The sequence below is a fragment of the Variovorax paradoxus genome, from assembly GCF_022009635.1.
GTDB lineage: Bacteria > Pseudomonadota > Gammaproteobacteria > Burkholderiales > Burkholderiaceae_C > Variovorax.
Genome location: NZ_CP091716.1, coordinates 6,790,183 through 6,809,416, shown reverse-complemented (window position 1 = coordinate 6,809,416; position 19,234 = coordinate 6,790,183). Strand labels below are relative to the sequence as shown.

The 19,234-nt window shown below is 69.4% G+C and carries 19 protein-coding genes; 10 read left to right on the top strand and 9 right to left on the bottom strand.

Translation table 11 applies throughout. The features are described 5' to 3' along the window. Nucleotides 1-4: 4 nt before the first annotated feature. The 4 genes from L3V85_RS31910 to L3V85_RS31895 are packed head-to-tail and all read right to left on the bottom strand — an operon-like array spanning nucleotide 5 to nucleotide 4,913. A complete protein-coding gene (locus tag L3V85_RS31910; RefSeq protein ID WP_237676603.1) occupies nucleotides 5-1,198 on the bottom strand; it encodes an acyl-CoA dehydrogenase family protein in 1,194 nt (397 codons plus the stop codon). Nucleotides 1,199-1,202: 4 nt separating this feature from the next. Beyond that, nucleotides 1,203-2,057: an enoyl-CoA hydratase family protein gene (locus L3V85_RS31905; RefSeq protein WP_237676602.1), complete on the bottom strand. Its 855-nt coding sequence runs from the start codon at nucleotides 2,055-2,057 to the stop codon at nucleotides 1,203-1,205. Continuing rightward, a complete protein-coding gene (locus L3V85_RS31900; protein WP_237676601.1) occupies nucleotides 2,054-2,533 on the bottom strand; it encodes a MarR family winged helix-turn-helix transcriptional regulator in 480 nt (159 codons plus the stop codon). The genes L3V85_RS31905 and L3V85_RS31900 overlap by 4 nt, the downstream gene beginning before the upstream one ends. Before the next feature lies 1 nt (nucleotide 2,534). Then, nucleotides 2,535-4,913 (bottom strand): bifunctional salicylyl-CoA 5-hydroxylase/oxidoreductase, encoded by a 2,379-nt coding sequence (locus L3V85_RS31895; RefSeq protein ID WP_237676600.1) that lies wholly within the window; start codon nucleotides 4,911-4,913, stop codon nucleotides 2,535-2,537. A gap of 133 nt (nucleotides 4,914-5,046) precedes the next feature. Between L3V85_RS31895 and L3V85_RS31890 the strand changes: the two genes are divergently transcribed. Together L3V85_RS31890 and L3V85_RS31885 are read left to right on the top strand one after the other, a co-directional pair. After that, nucleotides 5,047-6,318: a class I SAM-dependent methyltransferase gene (locus L3V85_RS31890; RefSeq protein WP_237676599.1), complete on the top strand. Its 1,272-nt coding sequence runs from the start codon at nucleotides 5,047-5,049 to the stop codon at nucleotides 6,316-6,318. 11 nt (nucleotides 6,319-6,329) lie between these two features. Further along, complete coding sequence (locus L3V85_RS31885; RefSeq protein ID WP_237676598.1) at nucleotides 6,330-6,653, top strand: DUF1840 domain-containing protein; 324 nt, start codon at nucleotides 6,330-6,332, stop codon at nucleotides 6,651-6,653. Nucleotides 6,654-6,777: 124 nt separating this feature from the next. Here the strand turns inward: L3V85_RS31885 and L3V85_RS31880 are convergent, their stop codons facing one another. Together L3V85_RS31880 and L3V85_RS31875 are read right to left on the bottom strand one after the other, a co-directional pair. Then, nucleotides 6,778-7,806: a Bug family tripartite tricarboxylate transporter substrate binding protein gene (locus tag L3V85_RS31880; RefSeq protein ID WP_237676597.1), complete on the bottom strand. Its 1,029-nt coding sequence runs from the start codon at nucleotides 7,804-7,806 to the stop codon at nucleotides 6,778-6,780. Between the two features lie 63 nt (nucleotides 7,807-7,869). Further along, complete coding sequence (locus L3V85_RS31875; protein WP_237676596.1) at nucleotides 7,870-8,820, bottom strand: LysR family transcriptional regulator; 951 nt, start codon at nucleotides 8,818-8,820, stop codon at nucleotides 7,870-7,872. 123 nt (nucleotides 8,821-8,943) lie between these two features. On the opposite strand from L3V85_RS31875, the gene L3V85_RS31870 reads away from it, so the two are divergent. Then, entirely contained in the window at nucleotides 8,944-9,717 is a 774-nt protein-coding gene (locus tag L3V85_RS31870; protein WP_237676595.1) for an SDR family oxidoreductase, read from the top strand. A gap of 129 nt (nucleotides 9,718-9,846) precedes the next feature. Here the strand turns inward: L3V85_RS31870 and L3V85_RS31865 are convergent, their stop codons facing one another. The 3 genes from L3V85_RS31865 to L3V85_RS31855 are packed head-to-tail and all read right to left on the bottom strand — an operon-like array spanning nucleotide 9,847 to nucleotide 12,268. Beyond that, complete coding sequence (locus L3V85_RS31865) at nucleotides 9,847-10,269, bottom strand: MarR family winged helix-turn-helix transcriptional regulator (protein WP_237676594.1); 423 nt, start codon at nucleotides 10,267-10,269, stop codon at nucleotides 9,847-9,849. Between the two features lie 23 nt (nucleotides 10,270-10,292). Beyond that, on the bottom strand, nucleotides 10,293-11,261 hold the full coding sequence (locus L3V85_RS31860) for an alpha-ketoacid dehydrogenase subunit beta (protein WP_237676593.1): 969 nt from the start codon (nucleotides 11,259-11,261) through the stop codon (nucleotides 10,293-10,295). Further along, on the bottom strand, nucleotides 11,252-12,268 hold the full coding sequence (locus L3V85_RS31855) for a thiamine pyrophosphate-dependent dehydrogenase E1 component subunit alpha (RefSeq protein ID WP_237676592.1): 1,017 nt from the start codon (nucleotides 12,266-12,268) through the stop codon (nucleotides 11,252-11,254). The genes L3V85_RS31860 and L3V85_RS31855 overlap by 10 nt, the downstream gene beginning before the upstream one ends. A gap of 150 nt (nucleotides 12,269-12,418) precedes the next feature. Between L3V85_RS31855 and L3V85_RS31850 the strand changes: the two genes are divergently transcribed. From L3V85_RS31850 to L3V85_RS31820, 7 genes are all read left to right on the top strand, one after another. Continuing rightward, entirely contained in the window at nucleotides 12,419-12,700 is a 282-nt protein-coding gene (locus tag L3V85_RS31850; protein ID WP_237676591.1) for a ParD-like family protein, read from the top strand. Then, nucleotides 12,697-13,494, top strand: coding sequence for a type I methionyl aminopeptidase (gene map, locus L3V85_RS31845; RefSeq protein ID WP_237676590.1), 798 nt, complete (start codon nucleotides 12,697-12,699; stop codon nucleotides 13,492-13,494). The genes L3V85_RS31850 and map overlap by 4 nt, the downstream gene beginning before the upstream one ends. Nucleotides 13,495-13,629: 135 nt before the next feature. Beyond that, nucleotides 13,630-14,526 (top strand): helix-turn-helix domain-containing protein, encoded by an 897-nt coding sequence (locus L3V85_RS31840; protein ID WP_237676589.1) that lies wholly within the window; start codon nucleotides 13,630-13,632, stop codon nucleotides 14,524-14,526. Between the two features lie 138 nt (nucleotides 14,527-14,664). Further along, nucleotides 14,665-16,287 carry an amidohydrolase family protein gene (locus L3V85_RS31835; protein WP_337250099.1) on the top strand — a complete coding sequence of 541 codons (1,623 nt, stop codon included), beginning with the start codon at nucleotides 14,665-14,667 and terminating at the stop codon, nucleotides 16,285-16,287. Further along, a complete protein-coding gene (locus L3V85_RS31830; RefSeq protein ID WP_237676588.1) occupies nucleotides 16,284-17,342 on the top strand; it encodes a CobW family GTP-binding protein in 1,059 nt (352 codons plus the stop codon). The genes L3V85_RS31835 and L3V85_RS31830 overlap by 4 nt, the downstream gene beginning before the upstream one ends. Further along, nucleotides 17,339-18,142, top strand: a complete 804-nt coding sequence (locus tag L3V85_RS31825) for an ABC transporter permease (RefSeq protein ID WP_237676587.1) — start codon at nucleotides 17,339-17,341, stop codon at nucleotides 18,140-18,142. Before L3V85_RS31830 ends, L3V85_RS31825 begins: the two co-directional genes overlap by 4 nt. After that, complete coding sequence (locus tag L3V85_RS31820) at nucleotides 18,139-19,215, top strand: ABC transporter ATP-binding protein (RefSeq protein WP_237676586.1); 1,077 nt, start codon at nucleotides 18,139-18,141, stop codon at nucleotides 19,213-19,215. Before L3V85_RS31825 ends, L3V85_RS31820 begins: the two co-directional genes overlap by 4 nt. The last annotated feature ends 19 nt before the right edge of the window (nucleotides 19,216-19,234 follow it).

The following is a 19,234-nucleotide window of genomic DNA, read 5'->3' as shown; positions in this document are numbered from 1 at the left end:
GTATTTATCCCCGCAGAACGGATTTGCCAATGATCAGTTGTTGAACCTCCGTCGCGCCTTCGTAGATGCGCAGCGAGCGGATGTCGCGGTAGAGGCTCTCAATCTTCGTGCCAACCTTCACGCCGAGGCCGCCATGCATCTGCAGGGCCATGTCGATCACGCGGCTTGCGTTCTCGGTGGCGCACATCTTCGCCATCGCGGCCGCGGCCGACACATCGCCCACCGCGGGTGCGCCGCGCCGTTCGGCGTCGTCGCGCATCCATGCCGCGCGATAGGTAAGCAATGCGGCGCTGTCGATCAACGCGGCCATCTCGCCGAGCTTGGCCTGCGTGAGCTGGAAGTCGGCGAGCGTCTGGCCGAACATGCGGCGCTTCTTCGAATGCGCGACGGCTTCCGCCAGTGCGCGGCGACCCATGCCGAGCGCCGCGGCCGCCACCGACGCGCGAAAGATGTCGAGCGTGCGCATCGCCAGCTTGAAGCCGCCGTTGAGCTCGCCGAGCTGCGAGGTGCGCGGCACCACGCAGTTGTCGAAGCGCAGCGTGGCGAGCGGGTGCGGCGCCATCACGTCGATGTGCGCGGAGGTGTCGAGGCCGGGCGTCGTCGCGTCGACGATGAACACGGTGATGCCGCGCGTGCCGCCCGTCGGATCGGTCTTGGCGAACACGCAATAGAAGTCGGCGATGCCGCCATTGCTGATCCAGGTCTTCTCGCCGTTCAGGCGCCAGCCATCGCTGGTGGCTTCGGCGCGCATGGCCATGGCCGCCACGTCGGAGCCGGCGTCGGGCTCGCTGAGCGCGAAGGCCGCGATCTTGTCGCCCTTGCCAACGGCCGTCAGGTATCGAGACTGCTGCTCCGGTGTGCCCGCGAGCGTGATAGCGCCACTGCCCAGCCCCTGCATCGCAAAGGCGAAGTCGGCCAGCGGCGAGTGGTAGCCCAGCGTTTCGCGCAACAGCACGAGCGCGCGCGAATCCAGACGCTCCAGCGCACCGCCCGCGCTGCCGGGCACGGCATAGCGGAGCCAGCCGCCATCGCCCAGGCGGCGTACCCATTCGCGGCAGGCCGCGCGGTCGTCGCGCTCGTCCACTTCCTGCGCGGCCGCCCAGGGCAGGAGCCCGTCGGCCAGTGCGCGATGCGCATCGTCGAAGAACGGCAGCGCCAGGTGCGCTGTCGACGGTGGAGCGGGTGCCTTGGTCATCATGGCTTCAGTCCCCGCCGAACACCGGCTTGCGCTTGGCGGCGAAGGCTTCGTAGGCGCGCTTGAAGTCTTCGGTCTGCATGCAGATGGCCTGTGCCTGCGCTTCGGCTTCGATGGCCTGATCGATGGTCATCGACCATTCCTGCGCGAGCATGGTCTTGGTCATGCCGTGCGCGAAGGTGGGGCCTTCGGCCAGGTCGCGCGCCACCTTGGTGGCCGCCTCGAGCAATGCATCGCTTTCGTGCAGTGCGTTGAAGAAGCCCCAGGCGTGGCCTTCCTGCGCCGTCATCGCGCGGCCGGTGAACAGCAGCTCCGACGCCCGGCCCTGGCCGATCACGCGCGGCAGCAGCGCGCAGGCGCCCATGTCGGCGCCGGCAAGGCCCACGCGCGTGAAGAGGAATGCGGTGCGCGTGGCGGGCGAGCCGTAGCGCAGGTCGCAGGCCAGCGCGATCATCGCGCCCGCGCCGGCGCACACGCCGTCGATCGCGCCGACGATCGGCTGCGGGCACGAGCGGATGGCCTTCACCAGGTCGCCCGTCATGCGCGTGAACTCCAGCAGCTCCGGCATGCGCATGCCGGTCAGCGGGCCGATGATCTCGTGCACGTCGCCGCCCGAGCAGAAGTTGCCGCCCGCGCCGGTGACCACGATCACCTTCACGTCGGTCGCGTAGGTCAGCGCGCGGAACAGGTCGCGCAGCTCCGCGTACGAGTCGAAGGTGAGCGGGTTCTTGCGCTCGGGCCGGTTCAGCGTGATGGTGCCGACGCCGGCTTCGTAGTGCCATGCGAAGTGCTCGGCCTTGTAGGCCGCCTTGGCCTCGAATTGCGCGCGCATGGGGTTGCCAGCGCCGATGTAGTGCTTCATTCCGTCTCCGCCATCAATTGGTTGTGTGAGTGTTGTTTGACCTTGCCGAGCAGCTTGTGAAGCTGCGCGATCTCTTTTCCGCTGAGGCCCGCGAAGGCCTCGACGATCCAGTCTTCGTGCTGCTGCGCCATCTCGTTGAAGAGCTTGCGCCCGCGCGGGGTGAGGCGCACGCGCCATGCGCGGCGGTCGCCCTCGACATTGATGCGCTCCACCAGCCCTTCGGTCACCAGCTGGTCGGTGATGCCGGTGACGTTGCCGCCCGTCACCATCATGCGGCGCGAAAGCTCGTTCATCTTCAGGCCGTCGGGCGAGCGCTCGAGTTGCGACATCAGGTCGAAGCGCGGCAGCGTGGTCGCGAATTGCGAGCGCAGTTCGTTGCGCACCTGCTTCTCGATCAGCTGGGTGCAGGTGAGAAGCCGTAGCCAGAGCCGCAGGGCTTCAGGGTGTTCGCTGTGCGCGCGCGCTTCGAGGTCCATGTCAGTGTGTCTCCTCAGGGTTCGCCGCGGCGGCTGCTGCCATCTGCTGCTGCTTGGCGATCTCGCGGTACATCTGGTCGCGGCCGCTCAGGTATTGCTTGGGCCAGTCGACCTCGCGACTCTGCAGCTTGGCGGCCTCATGCAGCGTCCAGGCCGGATCGGCCAGGTGCGGGCGGGCGATGGCGCACAGGTCGGCGCGGCCGGCCGCGATGATGCTGTTGGCCTGGTCCGCGTCGGTGATCGCGCCCACGGCAATGGTCGAGATGCCCACTTCGTTGCGGATGCGGTCGGAGAAGGGCGTCTGGTACATGCGACCGTACACCGGCTTGGCGTCGCGGGTGGTCTGGCCCGACGAGACGTCGATGAAGTCCGCGCCGGCTTCCTTGAAGAGGCGCGCGACGACGACCGCGTCAGCGTCGGTGTTGCCGCCGGGTGTCCAGTCGTGCGCGGAGATGCGCACGCTCATGGGCTTGTCGGCCGGCCACACGGCGCGCATGGCGCGGAACACTTCGAGCGGATAGCGGCAGCGCGCCTCGATGTCGCCGCCGTATTCGTCGGTGCGCAGGTTGGTGAGCGGGCTGATGAAGGCCGACAGCAGGTAGCCGTGCGCGCAGTGCAGCTCGAGCCAGTCGAAGCCACATTCGAGCGTGCGGCGCGTGGAGGCGACGAACTGGTCGCGCAGCGTGTCCATTTCGGCGCGCGTGATGGCGGCGGGCAGCTGGTTCTGTTCGCCGTACGGCACGGCGCTGGCGCCCAGCAGCGGCCAGTTGCCGCTTTCGAGCGGCTCGTCGGTGCCTTCCCAGCCCACGCGGGTCGAGCCCTTGGGGCCGCTGTGGCCCAGTTGCATGGCGATCTTCGCGCTCGACTGCGTGTGCACGAAATCGACGATTCGCTTGAAGGCGGCCTGCTGCGTGTCGTTGTAGATGCCCGTGCAGGCCGGCGTGATGCGGCCTTCGGGCGTCGGGCTCGTCATTTCGACGAACACCATCGCGGCGCCGCCGAGCGCGCGCGCGCCCAGGTGCACCAGCAGGAAGTCTTGAGGCACGCCATCGACCGCGCTGTAGGTGGCCATCGGCGACACCAGGATGCGGTTCTTCAGCGTGAGCCCGCGCACCTTGTAAGGCATGAGCATCGGCGGCACGGCCTTGCCGCCAGCGAGCCACTGCTCGTAGCCGCCGAGCCATTTCGTGTCGCGCACGCGCAGGTTCTCGTGGCTGATGCGCTGCGAGCGCGTGAGCAGCGAGTAGGCGAACTGCTCGATCTCCATGCCGGTGTAGCGCGGCACGTTCTCGAACCACTCGGTCGAGTTGCGCGCGGCATTCTGGATCTTCAGCACCTCGACGCTGCGGCGCGCCTCGTAGCCTTCGAGCACATGGTCGACGGTGCCGCCTTGCGCGAATTCATTCGCCAGGTCGATGGCGTCTTCGAGCGCGAGCTTGGTGCCCGAGCCGATGGAGAAGTGCGCCGTGTGCGCAGCGTCGCCCATCAGCACCACGGGCACCGAGCGGCCTTCCACGTCGATGCGGTGCGTCCAGCGTTCGCACACCACGCGCGGAAAGCGGATCCAGTTGGCCGAGCCGCGCAGGTGCGTGGCGTTGCTGATGAGCGAGTGGCCACCGAGGTACTTGGCGAACAGCTTCTCGCAGAAGGCGATGGCCTCCGGCTGCTCCATCTGGTCGAGGCCGTGGGCCTTCCAGACGGCCTCGGGCGTCTCGACGATGAAGGTCGAGGTCTTGTCGTCGAACTGGTAGGCGTGGGCCTGGAACCAGCCGTGCTCGGTCTGTTCGAAGGCGAAGGTGAAGGCGTCGAAGGTCTGGTGCGTGCCCAGCCACACGAAGCGGCAGTTGCGCAGATCGACGTCGGGCTTGAACACGTCGGCATAGCGCTGGCGGATGCGGCTGTTCAGGCCGTCGCTGGCAATGACGAGGTCGGCCTTGTACTGCGCGGCGATGGCCTGGTCGTCGGTGGCGTCGGTCTCGAACACCAGCTCGACGCCGAGCGCGAGGCAGCGCTCCTGCAGGATGTTCAGCAGGCGCTTGCGGCCGATGCCGCAGAAGCCGTGGCCGCCCGAGCGCACCTGGCGGCCCTTGAAGAACACCTGGATGTCGTCCCAGTGATGGAACTCGTTGCCGATGAGCGCCGCGGTCTCTGCGTCGGCCGCGCGCAGGTTGCCCAGCGTCTGGTCGCTCAGCACCACGCCCCAGCCGAAGGTGTCGAAGGGGCGATTGCGTTCCACCACCGTGATCTGCAGCGCCGGGTTGCGTGCCTTCATCAGCAGGGCGAAGTACAACCCGGCCGGCCCGCCGCCGATGCACAGGATGCGTTGGAGGTCCGAGGCGGGAGCGGGACGGATGGATTGAACCGGGTTAAGGCTGTTCATGGTTGAATAGTTTAGACATAAACAATCTGCTGTCAATGCGGGTTGGCATCTACCGGCCCGGTGCACCGTTTCGAGGCTTCCGCCGACACGGGTAGTCATGCAAAAACTTTGAAAAATCAATACCATGGGCCCCATGCAAAACTTGATACCCAAGATCGAGTCGCAGCTGGCTTCGCTGCCTGTCCCAATCGCGCTGGAGTTGCCCGATGGCCGGCGCGTTGCCCAGGCGGGGGCCCGCGTCACGCTGGCCTTCAAGGAGTGGGCGGTGCTGGCCAAGCTGGCCGCCCGGCAGGTGGGGGCCATCGGCGAGGCATACGTTGAGGGCAAGGTGCAGATAGAAGGCGCCATGCGCGACCTGATCGACGCCACCGTCGGCATGCTGCCGGGCAACCCGGCCGAGACCGACACCGGCTGGTGGAGCCGCCTGCAGCACATGGCCAAGTCGCACGGCTCGCACTCGCTGCGCAAGGACGCGGCGCAGATCGAGTTCCACTACGACGTTTCCGACGACTTCTACGCGCTATGGCTGGACCCGCGCCGGGTCTATTCATGCGCTTACTTCCGCACGCCCGACCTCACGCTGGCGCAGGCCCAGGAAGCCAAGCTCGACCACATCTGCCGCAAGCTGATGCTGCAGCCGGGCGAGCGCTACCTCGACATCGGCTCCGGCTGGGGCGCGCTGCTGCTGTGGGCGGCCGAGCACTACGGCGTGGACGCCACCGGCATCACGCTGTCGAAGAACCAGCATGCGCACGTTCAGCGGCTGATCGAGGAAAAGGGCCTGCAGGGCCGCGTGCGCGTGGAACTGCGCGACTATCGCGAGCTGTCGGTCGATCAGCCCTTCGACAAGATCTCCTCGGTCGGCATGTTCGAGCACGTGGGCGCGGCCAACATGCCGACCTACTTCCGCAAGATCCATTCGCTGCTCAAGCCCGGCGGACTGGTCATGAACCACGGCATCACCTCGGGCGAGCTCAACTACCGCCAGCTGGGCGCCGGCATGGGCGACTTCATCGAGAAATACATCTTCCCCGGCGGCGAACTGCTGCACGTGACGCACGTGCTGCGCGAGACGGCCGCGGCCGGCCTGGAAATGGTCGACACCGAAAGCCTGCGCCCGCACTATGCGCGCACGCTGTGGGCCTGGTCGGACGCGCTCGAAGCGCAGCTCGACACCGCGCGAGACGTGCTGCGGCGCAGCGGCGGCCGCCAGGGCGGCGAGAACGCCGAGCGCGTGCTGCGGGCCTACCGCCTGTACCTCGCGGGCTCGGCCATGAGCTTCGAACAGGGCTGGATTTCGCTGCACCAGATGCTGTCGACCCGGCCCGACGGCAAGGTCGAACATGGCGTCTTGCGCGGTGCGCAATCGGTGTACCCTTTTGCCCGTGATTACATCTACAAGTAAGTGAGAACACCATGCTCTATCGATTCCAGTCCCGGGCTTCCGCAGATTTCGTGATGCTCGAAGTGCACGCGCGCCAATTGCTCGACATCGTCGGCAAGTCGGTTGCGCCGCAAGGCATCATCACGGTCGAGCAGATTCCCGGCGCCATCTCCGCGCTCGAGGCCGCATTGGCCCGCGAGGGCGGCAACGCCCACAACCACGACGACTACGCGGTCGAAGGCCACGCCAACGACGCGGAGAAGCAGCATGTAGGACTGCACCAGCGTGCAGCCCCCCTGCTTCACATGCTCAAGGATTCGCTGGCCGACAAGAAGGACGTGACCTGGAAGACCTGATCCCAGCCCAGCCGCGCGCCCAGTCTTCATCGTGAAACGCCGCGGAACCGGCTTCGCTGGGCCGCAGGCGTTGCCCCCTGCAAGGGGGAAGGCGCAGCGACACGGAGTGCGCGCAGCCTGGGGGTTAGTCCACTTTAGCGCCGGAGTCTTTCACCACCTTCGCCCACTTCACATGTTCGCTCGCAATGAGCTTCGTGAAGTCGGCGGGTGAATTGCCGCTCGGCAGCGCGCCCTGCGCGAGCATCTTTTCCTTGATGGCCGGCGTGCCCAGCGACTTGGCCACTTCCTGCTGAATGCGGTTCACGATCTCGGGCGGGGTGCCGGCCGGCGCCAGCAGCCCGAACCACGAGCTCGCCTCGAAGCCCTTGAGCGACGGGCCGCCCACCTCTTCCACCGTCGGAATGTCCGGCAGCGCTGGCGAACGTTGCGCGCTGGTCACGGCCAGCGCCGTGAGCTTGCCGGCCTTGATCTGCGCCATCGACGAGGGCAGGTTGTCGAACATCACGTCGGCGTTGCCGCCCACCATGTCCAGCAGCGCCGGGCCCGAGCCCTTGTACGGGATGTGTGCCATGAAGGTGCCCGTCATGCTCTTGAACAGCTCGCCCGCCAGGTGGATCGACGTGCCGCTGCCGCTGGAGGCCATGTTCAGCTTGCCGGGGTTGGCCTTGGCGTACTTGATGAAGTCCTGCACGTTGTGGATGTTCAGCGCCTTCGCCTTGTCGGCGTTCATTTCCATCACGTTGGGCACGGCGGCCACCAGCGTAATCGGCGCGAAGTCCTTGATCGGGTCGAAGGGCAGCTTGGGGTAGAGCGCGCGGTTGATGCCGTGCGTGCCCACCGTGCCCATCAGCAGCGTGTAGCCGTCGTTGGGCGCGCGCGCCACGATCTCGGCGCCCAGGTTGCCGCCCGCGCCGGCGCGGTTGTCGACGATGAACTGCTGGCCGAAGGCCCTGGAAAGCTCCGGCGCGATCGCGCGCGCCAGGATGTCGGTGGTGCCGCCGGCCGCGAACGGCACGACGATGCGCACCGGCTTGGTCGGCCAGTTGCTCTGGGCCCATGAGGGGGCGGCCATCAGCACGAGTGCGGAGGCGACTGAAACCGCGAGCGCGGTGCGGCGATTCGAGCGCGAGGAGAAAAAGGAGAAAGAGGTCATGCGCGCGTTTGTACAGGGGGGCGCTGCCCGCGTCGCGAGTGAAAACCCCGTGAGCCAGCGGGCTCAGGCCACCTGCATCCGCTGCGCGAAGCCTTCGCCGCGAAAGCGCTCGAGCACGAAGTCGACGAACACCCGTGTCTTGGGCGGCAGCAGCTTCTTGCTCGGGTAGTACAGCCACACCGCGCCGGTGTCCTGGTACCAGTCGGGCAGCAGCCGCACCAGCCCGCCGCCGCGCAGGTCGCGCTCGACGAAGGGCATCGGCAGCATCGCCACGCCCAGGCCCATGAGCGCGGCCTGCGCCAGGGCCTCGGGGTCGTTGAAGGTGGCGCGCGGCCGGGCAAGCTCGACCGCGATTTCCGGCTCGCCGGCAGCGCCGGCAGCGGCGGCACGCGCGCGCCGCAGCGTCCAGCCGCGCACCCGGCCCGTGGGCGACGAGCGGCGCAGCAGCGCGTCTAGCGCCACCAGGTCCGACGGATGCCGGGGCATCCTGCGCCCCTCCATGTAGCGCGGCGACGCCACCGCCACCAGATGGACGCGCGCCAGCTCGCGCGCCACCAGCCCCGCCGACAGCTCGATGCCGCCGCCGATGGCCGCGTCGAAGCCCTCGCCGACCAGATCGACCTGATGGTTGTCGAAATGCCAGTCCGGCACGATGGCTGGATAGCGCGCGAGGAAGTCACCCAGCATCGGCAGCACATGCGCGCGCCCGAAAGCCTGGCCCATGCTCACCTTGAGCGTGCCGGCGGGCTGGCCGTCGTCGGTGTCGATGCCGGCCACGGCTTCGCGCAGCGTGGAGAGCGCGCCGCCGATCTGCGCGAGAAAACGTTCGCCGCCCTCGGTCAGCGTGAGGCTGCGCGTGCTGCGCTGGAACAGCCGCAGCCCGAGCCGCGCCTCCAGCCGCGCCACGTTCTTGCTGACCGCCGCCGGCGTGAGCCCCAGGCGCCGGGCCGCGGCCGAGAAGCTGCCGCCCTCCGCGCTCTGCACGAAGGATTCGAGGTGATTGAGCGGTTCCATGCGCGCATTCTCATGCCGATATTCAACTTTCAGTTGAATTTGATTGACCCGATTGACGGCTACCGCGAACGGAATGAAATGCCGAGACTGGAGGCCTTCAACACCCAACGGATCGGAAAAATCATGGCTTCCAGCAACGCTTCTTCTTCATCTGCCCCCGTCCTGGCCGGCAAGGTTGCCTTCGTCACCGGCGGTTCGCGCGGAATCGGCGCGGCCATCGTGCGCCGGCTGGCGCGCGACGGCGCGGCCGTGGCCTTCAGCTATGCCAGTTCCGCGGCGCCGGCCGACGAGCTGGTGCGCGCCGTCCAGGCCGAGGGCGGCCGCGCCTTCGCGCTGAAGATCGACAGTGCCGATGCCGACGCGCTCAAGGCCGGCATCGACCAGGCCGCAAAGCACTTCGGCGGGCGCATCGACATCCTGGTCAACAACGCGGGGGTGCTGCACCTCGGCCCGGTCGAGCAGTTCCCGCTGGCCGATTTCGACCGCACCATCGCCGTCAACGTGCGCGCCGTGTTCGTTGCGATCCAGGCGGCGCTGGCGCACATGGGCACGGGCGGGCGCATCGTCAACATCGGCAGCACCAACGCCGAGCGCATGCCTTTTGCCGGCGGCAGCGTGTATGCAATGAGCAAGTCGGCGCTGACCGGCCTGGTGCAGGGCCTGGCGCGCGACCTCGGGCCGCGCGGCATCACGGTCAACAACGTGCAGCCCGGCCCGGTCGACACCGACATGAACCCCGCCAGCGGCCCCATGGCCGCCACCATGCACGGCTTCATGGCCATCGACCGCCACGGCCATGCCGACGAGATCGCCGGCATGGTGGCTTACCTGGCCGGCCCCGAGGCTGCGTTCGTGACCGGTGCCGGCCTGAACATCGACGGCGGCTTCGCCGCTTGAATTTGGCTCGCCCCCAGGCTGCGCGCACTTCGTGTCGCTTCGCCTTCCCCCCACCGGGGGCAACACCTGAGGCCCGGCGGAGCCGGTTCCTCGGTGTTCTGGAAGGGGGCAGGGGTTGGCGTGCCTTCGTCAACTGCTGCGCTGGACGGCTGCGATGAGTTTGTCTAGCGTTGCGTCCAACTGGGCCAGTTCGTTGCCGTCGACTCCTGCGAACAGCGCTGCCTCGCGTTCGCGGCCCAGGGCGGCGACCTTTTCGTGCAGCGCCTTGCCGGCGGTGGTCAGGTAGAGCCGGCTGCTGCGCTGGTCGGTCGGGTCTTCGTGGCGCTGCACGCGCTTGTGGCGTTTGAGTCCGGCCAGCGCGCGGCTCACCGCCATCTTGTCCAGGCCGGTCTGGTCGGCGACCTGGGTGGCGTTGAGGCCCGGCTGAGCGCCTAGAACGGCCATCGTGCGCCACTCGTTCAGCGTGAGCTGGTGCTCGCGGCCCACGCGCTCATGAAAAGGCCGGGCCGTGAGGTTGACCACGCGCACCAGCTTGAAGAAGAGCGGGTCCATCGCGCCTGCGCCGCGGCGGAACCTCAGCCGGCCAGCTTCTTCGCGGCCGCCACGATGGCCGGCACGCCCACGCGCGACTGCGCCTCCAGCACCGGCGCATAGCCCACCGGAATGCGCGGCGCGCCCAGCCGCGCCACGCGGCAGCCCGTGGCCTCCGCCGCGCTGGCCGCGATTTCCGCGCCGAAGCCCGCGGCCTGCACTGCCTCGTGCACCACCAGCAGCCGTCCGGTGCGCGCGCAGGACGACAGCACCGTCTCGCGGTCCCACGGCCACAGCGTGCGCAGATCGATCAGGTCGACGGCGATGCCTTCGGCGGCCAGCGCATCGCAGGCCGCGACGCAGGCCTGCATCTGCCGGCTCCAGCTCACCAGCGTGAGCGCATGGCCCTCGCGCACCCGCGCGGCCTTGCCCAGGGGCACCTCGAGGTTTTCGTCGACCTCGCCGCGCACGCCCCACAGCGTCTTGTGCTCGATGTAGACCACCGGGTCGCCGCACTGCAGCGCCGCGCGCAGCAGGCCGTGGTTGTCCTGCGGGGTCGAGGGGCTTACCACCACCACGCCCGGCAGATGCGCGAACCAGGCTTCGAGCGACTGCGAATGCTGCGCCGCCGATGCGTCCCAGATGCCGCCCGGCATGCGTGCCACCAGCGGCACGCGGCCCTGGCCGCCGAACATGAAGCGGTTCTTGGCGGCCTGGTTCACCAACTCGTCCATGCCGCACAGCGCGAAGTCGACCACGCGCATCTCGACCACCGGGCGCAGCCCCGCGAGCGCCATGCCCACGCCGGCGCCCATGATCGCGGCCTCGCTGATCGGCGTGTCGATCACGCGCTCGGCGCCGAAGCGCAGCTGCAGCCCCTTGTACTGTCCGAAGATGCCGCCGCGACCCACGTCCTCGCCGAGCACCACCACGCGCGGGTCGGCCTCCATCTCGCGCTGCAGCGCGAGGAGGGCGGCTTCGGAATAGCTCAGCTCCTGCTTGGTCAGTGCCATTGGCCGGCTCCGGTGGTCTGCACGTCGGTGAAGGCGGCGCCGGCGTCGGGCCAGGGCGCGGCGTCGGCGATGGCCAGCGCGGTGTCGACCTCGTCGCGCGCGGCGTTCTCGATGGCGTCGAGTGCCGCTGCCGCCACGCCCATCGACAGCAGATGCCCGCGCGCCCGCGCGATCGGGTCGGTCTCCAGCGCGGCGGCCAGCTCGGCCGGGTCGCGGTAGGCCGCGAGGTCGACCGACACGTGGCCTTTCACGCGGTAGGTCAGCGCATGAAGGAGGCGCGGGCCGCCGCCGGCGCGCACCTCGGTCACCAGGCGGGCGGCGGTCTCGTGCACCGCGAACACGTCGTTGCCGTCGACCTGCGTGGCCGCGATGCCGAGCGATTCGGCACGCGCCGAAGCGCCTTCGCCCGCCGTCATCGGGCCGCTCGCGGTGGTCGCGCTCCAGCGGTTGTCCTCGCAGACGAAGAGCACCGGCAACTCGTACACGCGCGCCCAGTTCAGCGCTTCGAGAAAGGGGCCCCGGTTGATCGCGCCGTCGCCGAAGAAGCAGACGGTGATGTCGTCGCGCGTTTGCAGCAGCTTCTGCGCATGTGCCGCGCCCACGGCGATCGGCAGCCCGGCCGCCACCACGCCGTTGGCGCCCAGCATGCCGACCGAGAAGTCCGCGATGTGCATCGAGCCGCCCTTGCCGCCGTTGAAGCCGGTGGCCTTGCCGAACAGCTCGCACATCATCCGCGCGAGGTCCGCGCCCTTGGCCAGCGTGTGGCCGTGGCCGCGGTGGGTGGAGGTGAGGTAGTCGCTGGCGCGCAGATGGGCGCAGACGCCGGCCGGCACCGCCTCCTGGCCGGTGGACAGGTGCAGCGGGCCGCGCACCTTGGCGGCGCCGGCGGCCTGCTGGCCATAGGCGCTCACGCCGCCCTGGCTGGCCGCCTCGGCGGCGTTTTCGAAAGCGCGGATGCGCACCATCACGCGGTACAGCGCCTGCGCATCGGATGTGCTCGGGTCCATCTTGTCTCCAACGCGCTCGAGGTGGGCGCTTCACAAAAAATCGTATCAAGCGAGAGCGGATCGCAGCACCGGGCTTACCCGCCGCCGCGGCCTTGAAGCGCGCCCGCCGTTTTGATATGATTCGTATACGTTTTATATATTCAAAGAGCCATGGGCATCGTCAAGATTTCAGACCTCATGCATGAGAACCTGCGCGTCGCGGGCAATGCGCTGAGCCGTTCCATCAACGCGCAGGCCGAGCACTGGATGCGCATCGGCATGCTGGCCGAGCTGCATCCGGAGCTCGATCACCGCGAGATCTGCCAGCTGCTGATCCGCGCCGAGCAGGCCGGCGGCTTCGACCTGGCCACTGTCTCCGGCCTCATCGAACCGCCGCCACCCGCGCCCGCCGAAGCCCCCGCCGCGCGCAAGCTGGCCGGAGCGCGCGCATGAGGATCGCCGCCGCCCCGCTCAAGTCGCCGGAGGAAATCGCGATGTCGCGCGCCGCCGGCCGGCTTGCCGCCGAGGTGCTGGCCATGATCGGCGAGCACGTGAAGCCCGGCGTCACCACCGAGGAGCTCGACCGCATCTGCCACGACCACATCGTCGACGTGCAGGGCGTAGTGCCCGCCAACGTCGGCTACCAGGGCTACACCAAGACGGTGTGCACCTCGGTCAACCACGTGGTCTGCCACGGCGTGCCGTCGGCGCAGAAGACGCTGAAGAAGGGCGACATCATCAACATCGACGTGGCCGTCAACAAGGACGGCTGGTTCGGCGACTGCAGCCGCATGTACTTCGTCGGCGAACCCAGCCCGCTGGCGCGGCGCCTGGTGGACACCACCTACGAGGCGATGCGCGCCGGCATCCTGCAGGTGCGTCCCGGCGCCACGCTGGGCGACGTGGGCCATGCCATCCAGAGCGTCGCGCACCGCGAGCGCTTCAGCGTCGTGCGCGAGTACTGCGGCCACGGCATCGGACAGATCTACCACGACGACCCGCAGGTGCTGCACTACGGCCAGCCCGGCCAGGGCCTGCGGCTGGAGGCGGGCATGGTCTTCACCATCGAGCCGATGATCAACGCCGGCCGGCGCGAGACCCGCGAGCTGCCCGACGGCTGGACCGTGGTCACGCGCGACCACTCGCTGTCGGCGCAGTGGGAGCACATGGTGGCGGTCACCGAGGACGGCTTCGAGGTGCTCACGCCCTGGCCCGAAGGCACGGGGCGCTATCCGGCGATCGCCTGAGAGAGGCGCATCGGGGTCGCCCGCGCGACGCCGCGGACAGGGAATTCCCGCCGCCGGTGGCCTGGAAAATGCTTGAGAATTTGTGCACCTTCGAGGGACATCCCCCTCGCGCAACCCCTCCCAGGCACGAAACTCATGCGACCGCTGCGCCACCTGAACGACATGGAAGACCTGTGGGGCATGCGCAGCGCGGGCGCCCTCATCGACCTGCCGTCCACCGGCATCTCGGTGCTGCGCTGGACGCGCACCACCGGCGGTCCCTTCGAGTTCAACGTCGCCACCTCGCCCGACTTCATGCTCTTTTCGATGGTGCTGCAGCCCATGGACGCCTGCTCGCGCGTGGACGACGCGGTGATCTGGGACGGCCCCATCCGCGGCGGCAGCGTGCGGCTCATCGATTCGCGCAGCATCGAGCACACCGGCTTCGAGTCGCCGAGTCCGTTCGACCTGCTGCACATCCATTTCTCGCTCGATGACCTGCGCCTGGCCGCGCGCCGCTTCGGCCTGGACTTCGAGGACTTCGAGCCGAACGACGGCCCGCTGTACCGCGACGACCATGTCGGCCGGCAGCTGGGCGCGCAGTTCGTCGCAGCGCTCGACGCGGACGGTCCGGCGGGCCGCATGTATGCCGACGGCATCGCGCAGTCGCTGGTGGCGCACCTGCTGGGCAACTACGGCCGCGTGACCAGCGGCGCCGCGCAGCCCGCCGCGCATGAGGGCCTGCAGGCGGCGTTCGAGCACGTGGAGCGCCATCCGCACGAGGCGCTCAGCGTGGCCCGGCTCGCGCGGCTGGCCGGCATGAGCGAATTCCACTTCGCGCGCCGCTTCAAGCAGCGCTACGGCCTCACGCCGCATGCGCACCTGGTGGCGGCCCGGCTGCGGCTGGCCAAGGCCGACCTGGCGTTCTCCGACAAGAACATCCTGCAGATCGCCATGGACTGCGGCTTCTCCGACTCCAGCCACCTCGCGCGCCTGTTCCGCAAGGCCGAGGGCGTGACGCCGCAGGGCTACCGGCAGGCGCGGCAGCAGTAGCGCCGCCCTTGCCGGCCGGCCGGCTGCACAGCAAGAACATGCTGTGCGCCGAGCAGGATTGACCGAGACGGCATACCCCCTCGCTCGAAAGAATCGACCTCGCCATCCGGCAGTCCGGATGTTTTCGAGGAGATTCGCGTGACAACAGCATCCGAGATGCAGGGCAACAGCATGCCGGCCGTCGAGGCCGGCGACGAGATCGCGGCCGGGCGCAGGCTGCGCGGCGCGCAGGAAAAACGCCGCGCCACCGGCCGCGACCGCGGCGAGGGGCCGTTCGCGCGGCTGGTGCTGCGCGGCGCCACCGTCATCGACGGCACGGGCGCGCCGCCCTGGGGGCCGGTCGACATCGTGATCGAGGGCGACCGCATCGCCGAGATGCGCGGCGTCGGCGCGCCGCGCACGGCCATCGACCCGGCCGCGCGCCCGGCCGCCGGCGAGCACGAGATCGACTGCCACGGCAAGTTCGTCACGCCGGGCTTCGTCGACGCGCATGCGCACATCGGCTCGCCCTTCGTGGCCGGCAACGCGCCGCCGGCCGACTACGTCTACAAGCTCTGGCTGGCCCACGGCGTGACCACCGTGCGCGAGATGGGCTGCTTCAACGGCCTGGGCTGGACGCTGGACCAGCGCGAGCGCGCGGCGGCCGGCACCATCGCCGCGCCGCGCATCCTGGCGCATGCCTACTTTCCGGCGGTCAACGACATCCTGAAGATCATCCACACGCCAGAGCAGGCGCGCGACTGGCTGGGCCGGCTGAAGGCGCGCGGCGCCGACGGCGTGAAGTTCTTCGGCGCCTCGCCGGCCATCATGCAGGCCGCGCTGGCCGAATGCGCCAGCCTCGGCCTGCGCAGCGGCTGCCACCATGCGCAGACAGCGGTGACCCGCATGAACGCGCTCACCACCGCGCAATGGGGCCTGACCAGTGCCGAGCACTACTACGGCCTGCCCGAGGCCCTGTTCGAGCATCGCGTGGTGCAGGACTACCCGGCCGACTACAACTACGGCGACGAGTACTTCCGCTTCTCCGTCGCCGGCCAGGGCTTCGGCCAGGCCGCGCAGCCCGGCAGCGCCACCTGGCGCAACGCGATGGACCGCTTTCTCGAACTCGGCTTCACCTTCGTGCCGACCTTCGGCATCTACGACGCCAACCGCGACCTCATGCGCACCCGCCGCGCCGACTGGCACGACGAATACACCTGGAAGAGCTACTGGGACAACTTCCAGCCCTACCGCGGCGGCCACGGCTCCTACTGGTACCGCTGGTCGACGAAGAACGAGATCGAGTGGAAGGAGAACTACCGGCTCTGGATGCGTTTCATCAACGAATACAAGAACCGCGGCGGGCGCGTCTGCGCGGGCAGCGACTCCGGCTTCATCTTCCAGGTGTTCGGCTTCGGCTTCGTGCGCGAGCTCGAAATGCTGCAGGAGGCCGGCTTCCATCCGCTGGAAGTGCTGCGCGCCGCCACCATCGAGGGCGCGCATCTGCTGGGCGTCGAGGCCGACTGCGGCAGCCTGGAAGTAGGCAAGCGCGCCGACCTGCTGGTGCACGACCAGAACCCGCTGGAAGACTTCAAGCTGCTCTACGGCACCGGCGCCATGCGGCTGAACGACGACACCCGGCGCGTCGAATGGCAGCGCGGCCTGAGCCGCACCATTGCCGCAGGCATCTGCTACGACACCGCCGAGCTGCTGGCCGACGTGCGCGCGATGGTGGCGGCCAGCCATGCCGAAGCCGCCGCGGCGCAGGCGCCCGCCGCATGAGCCCGGACAGCGCTTCGCCCGCGATGCCGGCGCCGGTCGAGCTGGTCGTGCTCACCGGCTTCCTCGGCAGCGGCAAGACCACGCTGCTGTCGGCCTACCTGCGCCAGCCGGAGGCTGCAGACACCGCAGTGATCGTCAACGAAGTCGGCGAGGTCGACCTCGACGGCGCCGTCATTTCCGCCACCGCCGCCAAGGTGCCGATGGCGCTGCTGAGCAACGGCTGCGTCTGCTGCGCGATGGGTGGCGACCTGCCGGGCACCATCGCCGCGCTGATCGAGGCGCGCGCCGAACAGGGCTTGCCGCCGCTCGCGCGCATCGTGCTGGAGACCACCGGCCTCGCGCGCCCCGGGCCGGTGCTGCGCAGCCTCGGGCCGCTGGCCGGGCACCTGCGCGCGCATGTCGTGAGCACCTTCGACTGCGAGCGCGGCGCCGCCACGCTGGCGCTGCCCGAAGCCGCCGCGCAGATCGCCGGCGCGCAGCGCATCGTGCTGGCCCGGCAGGACATCGCGCCAGTCGGCGCGGTGGATGCGGCGCGCACGCTGCTGGCGCGCGTCAATCCGCTCGCCGAGCTGGTGGCCGATGCCGAAGCGGGGCCGCGCGCGCGGGCCGCGCTGGCGCCGCCGCCGGCGCGCTCTTCGCTCTCTTGCCTTTCGCTCGCGCCGGTGGACGACGACGCGCAACCGCCGCACAGCGACATCCGCACGGCGCTGTGCCGCTTCACCGCGCCGGTTTTGCGCGACGAACTCGGCGAATGGCTGGACAACCTCGCGGGCCTGTGCGGCGAACGCCTGCTGCGCGTCAAGGGACTGGTCAGCGTGCGCGGCGAGCGATGGCCGCTGCTGGTGCAGTGCGTGGGCACGCTCTTCAGCCCCGTCGTGCCGCTCGCGGTGGAGGCGCCGGATTCGTTCCTCGTCGTCATCGTGCGCGGCATGCATGTCGATGAACTGCGCGGCGTGCAGCCGCCCTTGCCCTTCGTGCTGAAGGCGGCCGCGCTGTCCGCGAGACCGGTCATGGGCCGCCCGCTCGCGGCCGTGCTCGAGGAGGCCCGCGCATGAGGCCCGCCACCGCCGCCCGCCGGCTGGCCGTGGCCGCCGCATACGCGGTCATGCTGCTGCCGCTCGTCACCGTGGCCTGGCTCAGCTTCTTCAGGCAGCCGATCATGAGCTTTCCGCCCGAGGGCTACTCGCTGCACTGGTACGCCAATGCATGGAGCAAGCCGCAGTTCGCGGGCAGCTTCATGCTGTCGCTGCAGCTGGCGGCCGTCTCCGCGCTGCTCGGCGTGAGCACCGGCACCGTGGCGGCCTACGCCATCGAGCGCGGCAGCTTTCGCGGGCGGCGCGCGCTGGCCGCGCTGCTGCTGTCGCCGCTGGCCTTTCCGGGCGTGGTGCTGGGCACCGGCATCTACGTGTTCTTCGTGCAGATCGACAACGCCGTCGACCTGCGGATCGTCGCCACGCTGCCGGGCCTGATCGCCGCGCATGCGCTGCTGGCCATTCCGTGGACGGTGCGGCTCGTGTCGGCCAGCCTGCAGGGGCTGGGCCGCGCGCCGGAGGAAGCCGCCGCCAACCTGGGCGCGCGGCCGGCCACGGTGTTCCTGCGCGTCACGCTGCCTTCCATGCGGGCCGGCATCGTGGCCGCGGCCGTCTTCAGCTTCATCGCGAGCTTCGAGAACCTGGAGATGACCATGATGCTCACCGGCCCCGGGTACGCGACCTTGCCGGTCGAAATGCTGAGCTACCTCAACTTCAACATGGACCCGACACTGGCCGCGGTCGGCACGGTGCAGACCGTGCTCATCGCCGTGCTCCTGCTGGTGGCGGATCGTTTCGTCAGTCTGTCCCGGGTGACCACGTGAGCTATCTGCGTCTCGACAACCTCCAGTGCACCTACGACCGCACGGTCGCGGTGCGCAACCTGAACCTCGACGTGGCGCAGGGCGAGCTGCTCGCGCTGCTCGGGCCCTCCGGCTGCGGCAAGAGCACCACGCTGCGCATGGTGGCCGGCTTCGTGCAGCCGAGCGCGGGCCGCATCTTCTTCGGCGAACGCGAGGTGACGCATGCGCCGCCCCATGCGCGCGACACCGGCATGGTGTTCCAGGGCTATGCGCTCTTCATGCACATGAGCGTGGCCGAGAACGTGGCCTTCGGGCTGCAGATGCGCAAGGTGCCGCGCGCCGAGCAGGCCGCGCGCGTGAAAGAGGCGCTGCGTCTGGTGCGGCTCGACCACCTGGCCGACCGCCGGCCCGCGGCGCTGTCGGGCGGCCAGCAGCAGCGCGTGGCGCTGGCGCGCGCGCTGGTGGTGCAGCCAGCGGTGTTCCTGCTCGACGAGCCCATGTCCAACCTCGACGCGCGCCTGCGCACCGAAGTGCGGCTGGAGATCCGCGCGCTGCAGCAGCGGCTGGGCCTGACCACGCTGCTGGTCACGCACGACCAGGAAGAGGCCCTGACCACCGCCGACCGCCTGGCCGTGATGGACCACGGCCGCGTGCGGCAGGTCGGCACGCCGCGCCAGGTGTACGAGCAGCCGGTCGACCAGTTCGTCGCCAACTTCATCGGGCGCTGCAACCTGGTGCCGGGGCGGCTCGATGCGCCGGGCGTGTTCCGCGCCGGCGCGCATGCGCTGCCGTGCGCGCCGTTCGAAGGCCTCCAGAGCACGAAGAACGACCTGGCGCTGATGGTGCGGCCCGACCGCATCCGCATTGCCAACGCGGGCGAGCAGGGCCTGCCCGCGCGGGTGCGCCTGAGCACCTACCTGGGCGGCACCACCGAATGGAACTTCGAGACCGACGTCGGCCCGATCGCCGTCGCCCAGCCCAGCACGCTCGCGCACGGCACCGGCGCGCGCGGGCCGGCCGAGGGCGAACGGGTGTCGCTGCAGTGGTCGCCGGAGCATGCGCTGGCGCTGCCGGCGGACGCCACCAGCGCCTGAACCTTCCTTTCCACTCTCT

What these genes read in the sequence shown, in the direction of transcription:
- L3V85_RS31910 (WP_237676603.1), bottom strand. Translation starts at nt 1,198, where the DNA reads ATGATGACCAAGGCACCCGCTCCACCGTCGACAGCGCACCTGGCGCTG.
- L3V85_RS31830 (WP_237676588.1), top strand. Translation starts at nt 16,284, where the DNA reads ATGAGCCCGGACAGCGCTTCGCCCGCGATGCCGGCGCCGGTCGAGCTG.
- L3V85_RS31870 (WP_237676595.1), top strand. Translation starts at nt 8,944, where the DNA reads ATGGCTTCCAGCAACGCTTCTTCTTCATCTGCCCCCGTCCTGGCCGGC.
- L3V85_RS31900 (WP_237676601.1), bottom strand. Translation starts at nt 2,533, where the DNA reads ATGGACCTCGAAGCGCGCGCGCACAGCGAACACCCTGAAGCCCTGCGG.
- L3V85_RS31865 (WP_237676594.1), bottom strand. Translation starts at nt 10,269, where the DNA reads ATGGACCCGCTCTTCTTCAAGCTGGTGCGCGTGGTCAACCTCACGGCC.
- L3V85_RS31825 (WP_237676587.1), top strand. Translation starts at nt 17,339, where the DNA reads ATGAGGCCCGCCACCGCCGCCCGCCGGCTGGCCGTGGCCGCCGCATAC.
- map (WP_237676590.1), top strand. Translation starts at nt 12,697, where the DNA reads ATGAGGATCGCCGCCGCCCCGCTCAAGTCGCCGGAGGAAATCGCGATG.
- L3V85_RS31895 (WP_237676600.1), bottom strand. Translation starts at nt 4,913, where the DNA reads ATGAACAGCCTTAACCCGGTTCAATCCATCCGTCCCGCTCCCGCCTCG.
- L3V85_RS31860 (WP_237676593.1), bottom strand. Translation starts at nt 11,261, where the DNA reads ATGGCACTGACCAAGCAGGAGCTGAGCTATTCCGAAGCCGCCCTCCTC.
- L3V85_RS31890 (WP_237676599.1), top strand. Translation starts at nt 5,047, where the DNA reads ATGCAAAACTTGATACCCAAGATCGAGTCGCAGCTGGCTTCGCTGCCT.
- L3V85_RS31905 (WP_237676602.1), bottom strand. Translation starts at nt 2,057, where the DNA reads ATGAAGCACTACATCGGCGCTGGCAACCCCATGCGCGCGCAATTCGAG.
- L3V85_RS31840 (WP_237676589.1), top strand. Translation starts at nt 13,630, where the DNA reads ATGCGACCGCTGCGCCACCTGAACGACATGGAAGACCTGTGGGGCATG.
- L3V85_RS31855 (WP_237676592.1), bottom strand. Translation starts at nt 12,268, where the DNA reads ATGGACCCGAGCACATCCGATGCGCAGGCGCTGTACCGCGTGATGGTG.
- L3V85_RS31885 (WP_237676598.1), top strand. Translation starts at nt 6,330, where the DNA reads ATGCTCTATCGATTCCAGTCCCGGGCTTCCGCAGATTTCGTGATGCTC.
- L3V85_RS31850 (WP_237676591.1), top strand. Translation starts at nt 12,419, where the DNA reads ATGGGCATCGTCAAGATTTCAGACCTCATGCATGAGAACCTGCGCGTC.
- L3V85_RS31880 (WP_237676597.1), bottom strand. Translation starts at nt 7,806, where the DNA reads ATGACCTCTTTCTCCTTTTTCTCCTCGCGCTCGAATCGCCGCACCGCG.
- L3V85_RS31875 (WP_237676596.1), bottom strand. Translation starts at nt 8,820, where the DNA reads ATGGAACCGCTCAATCACCTCGAATCCTTCGTGCAGAGCGCGGAGGGC.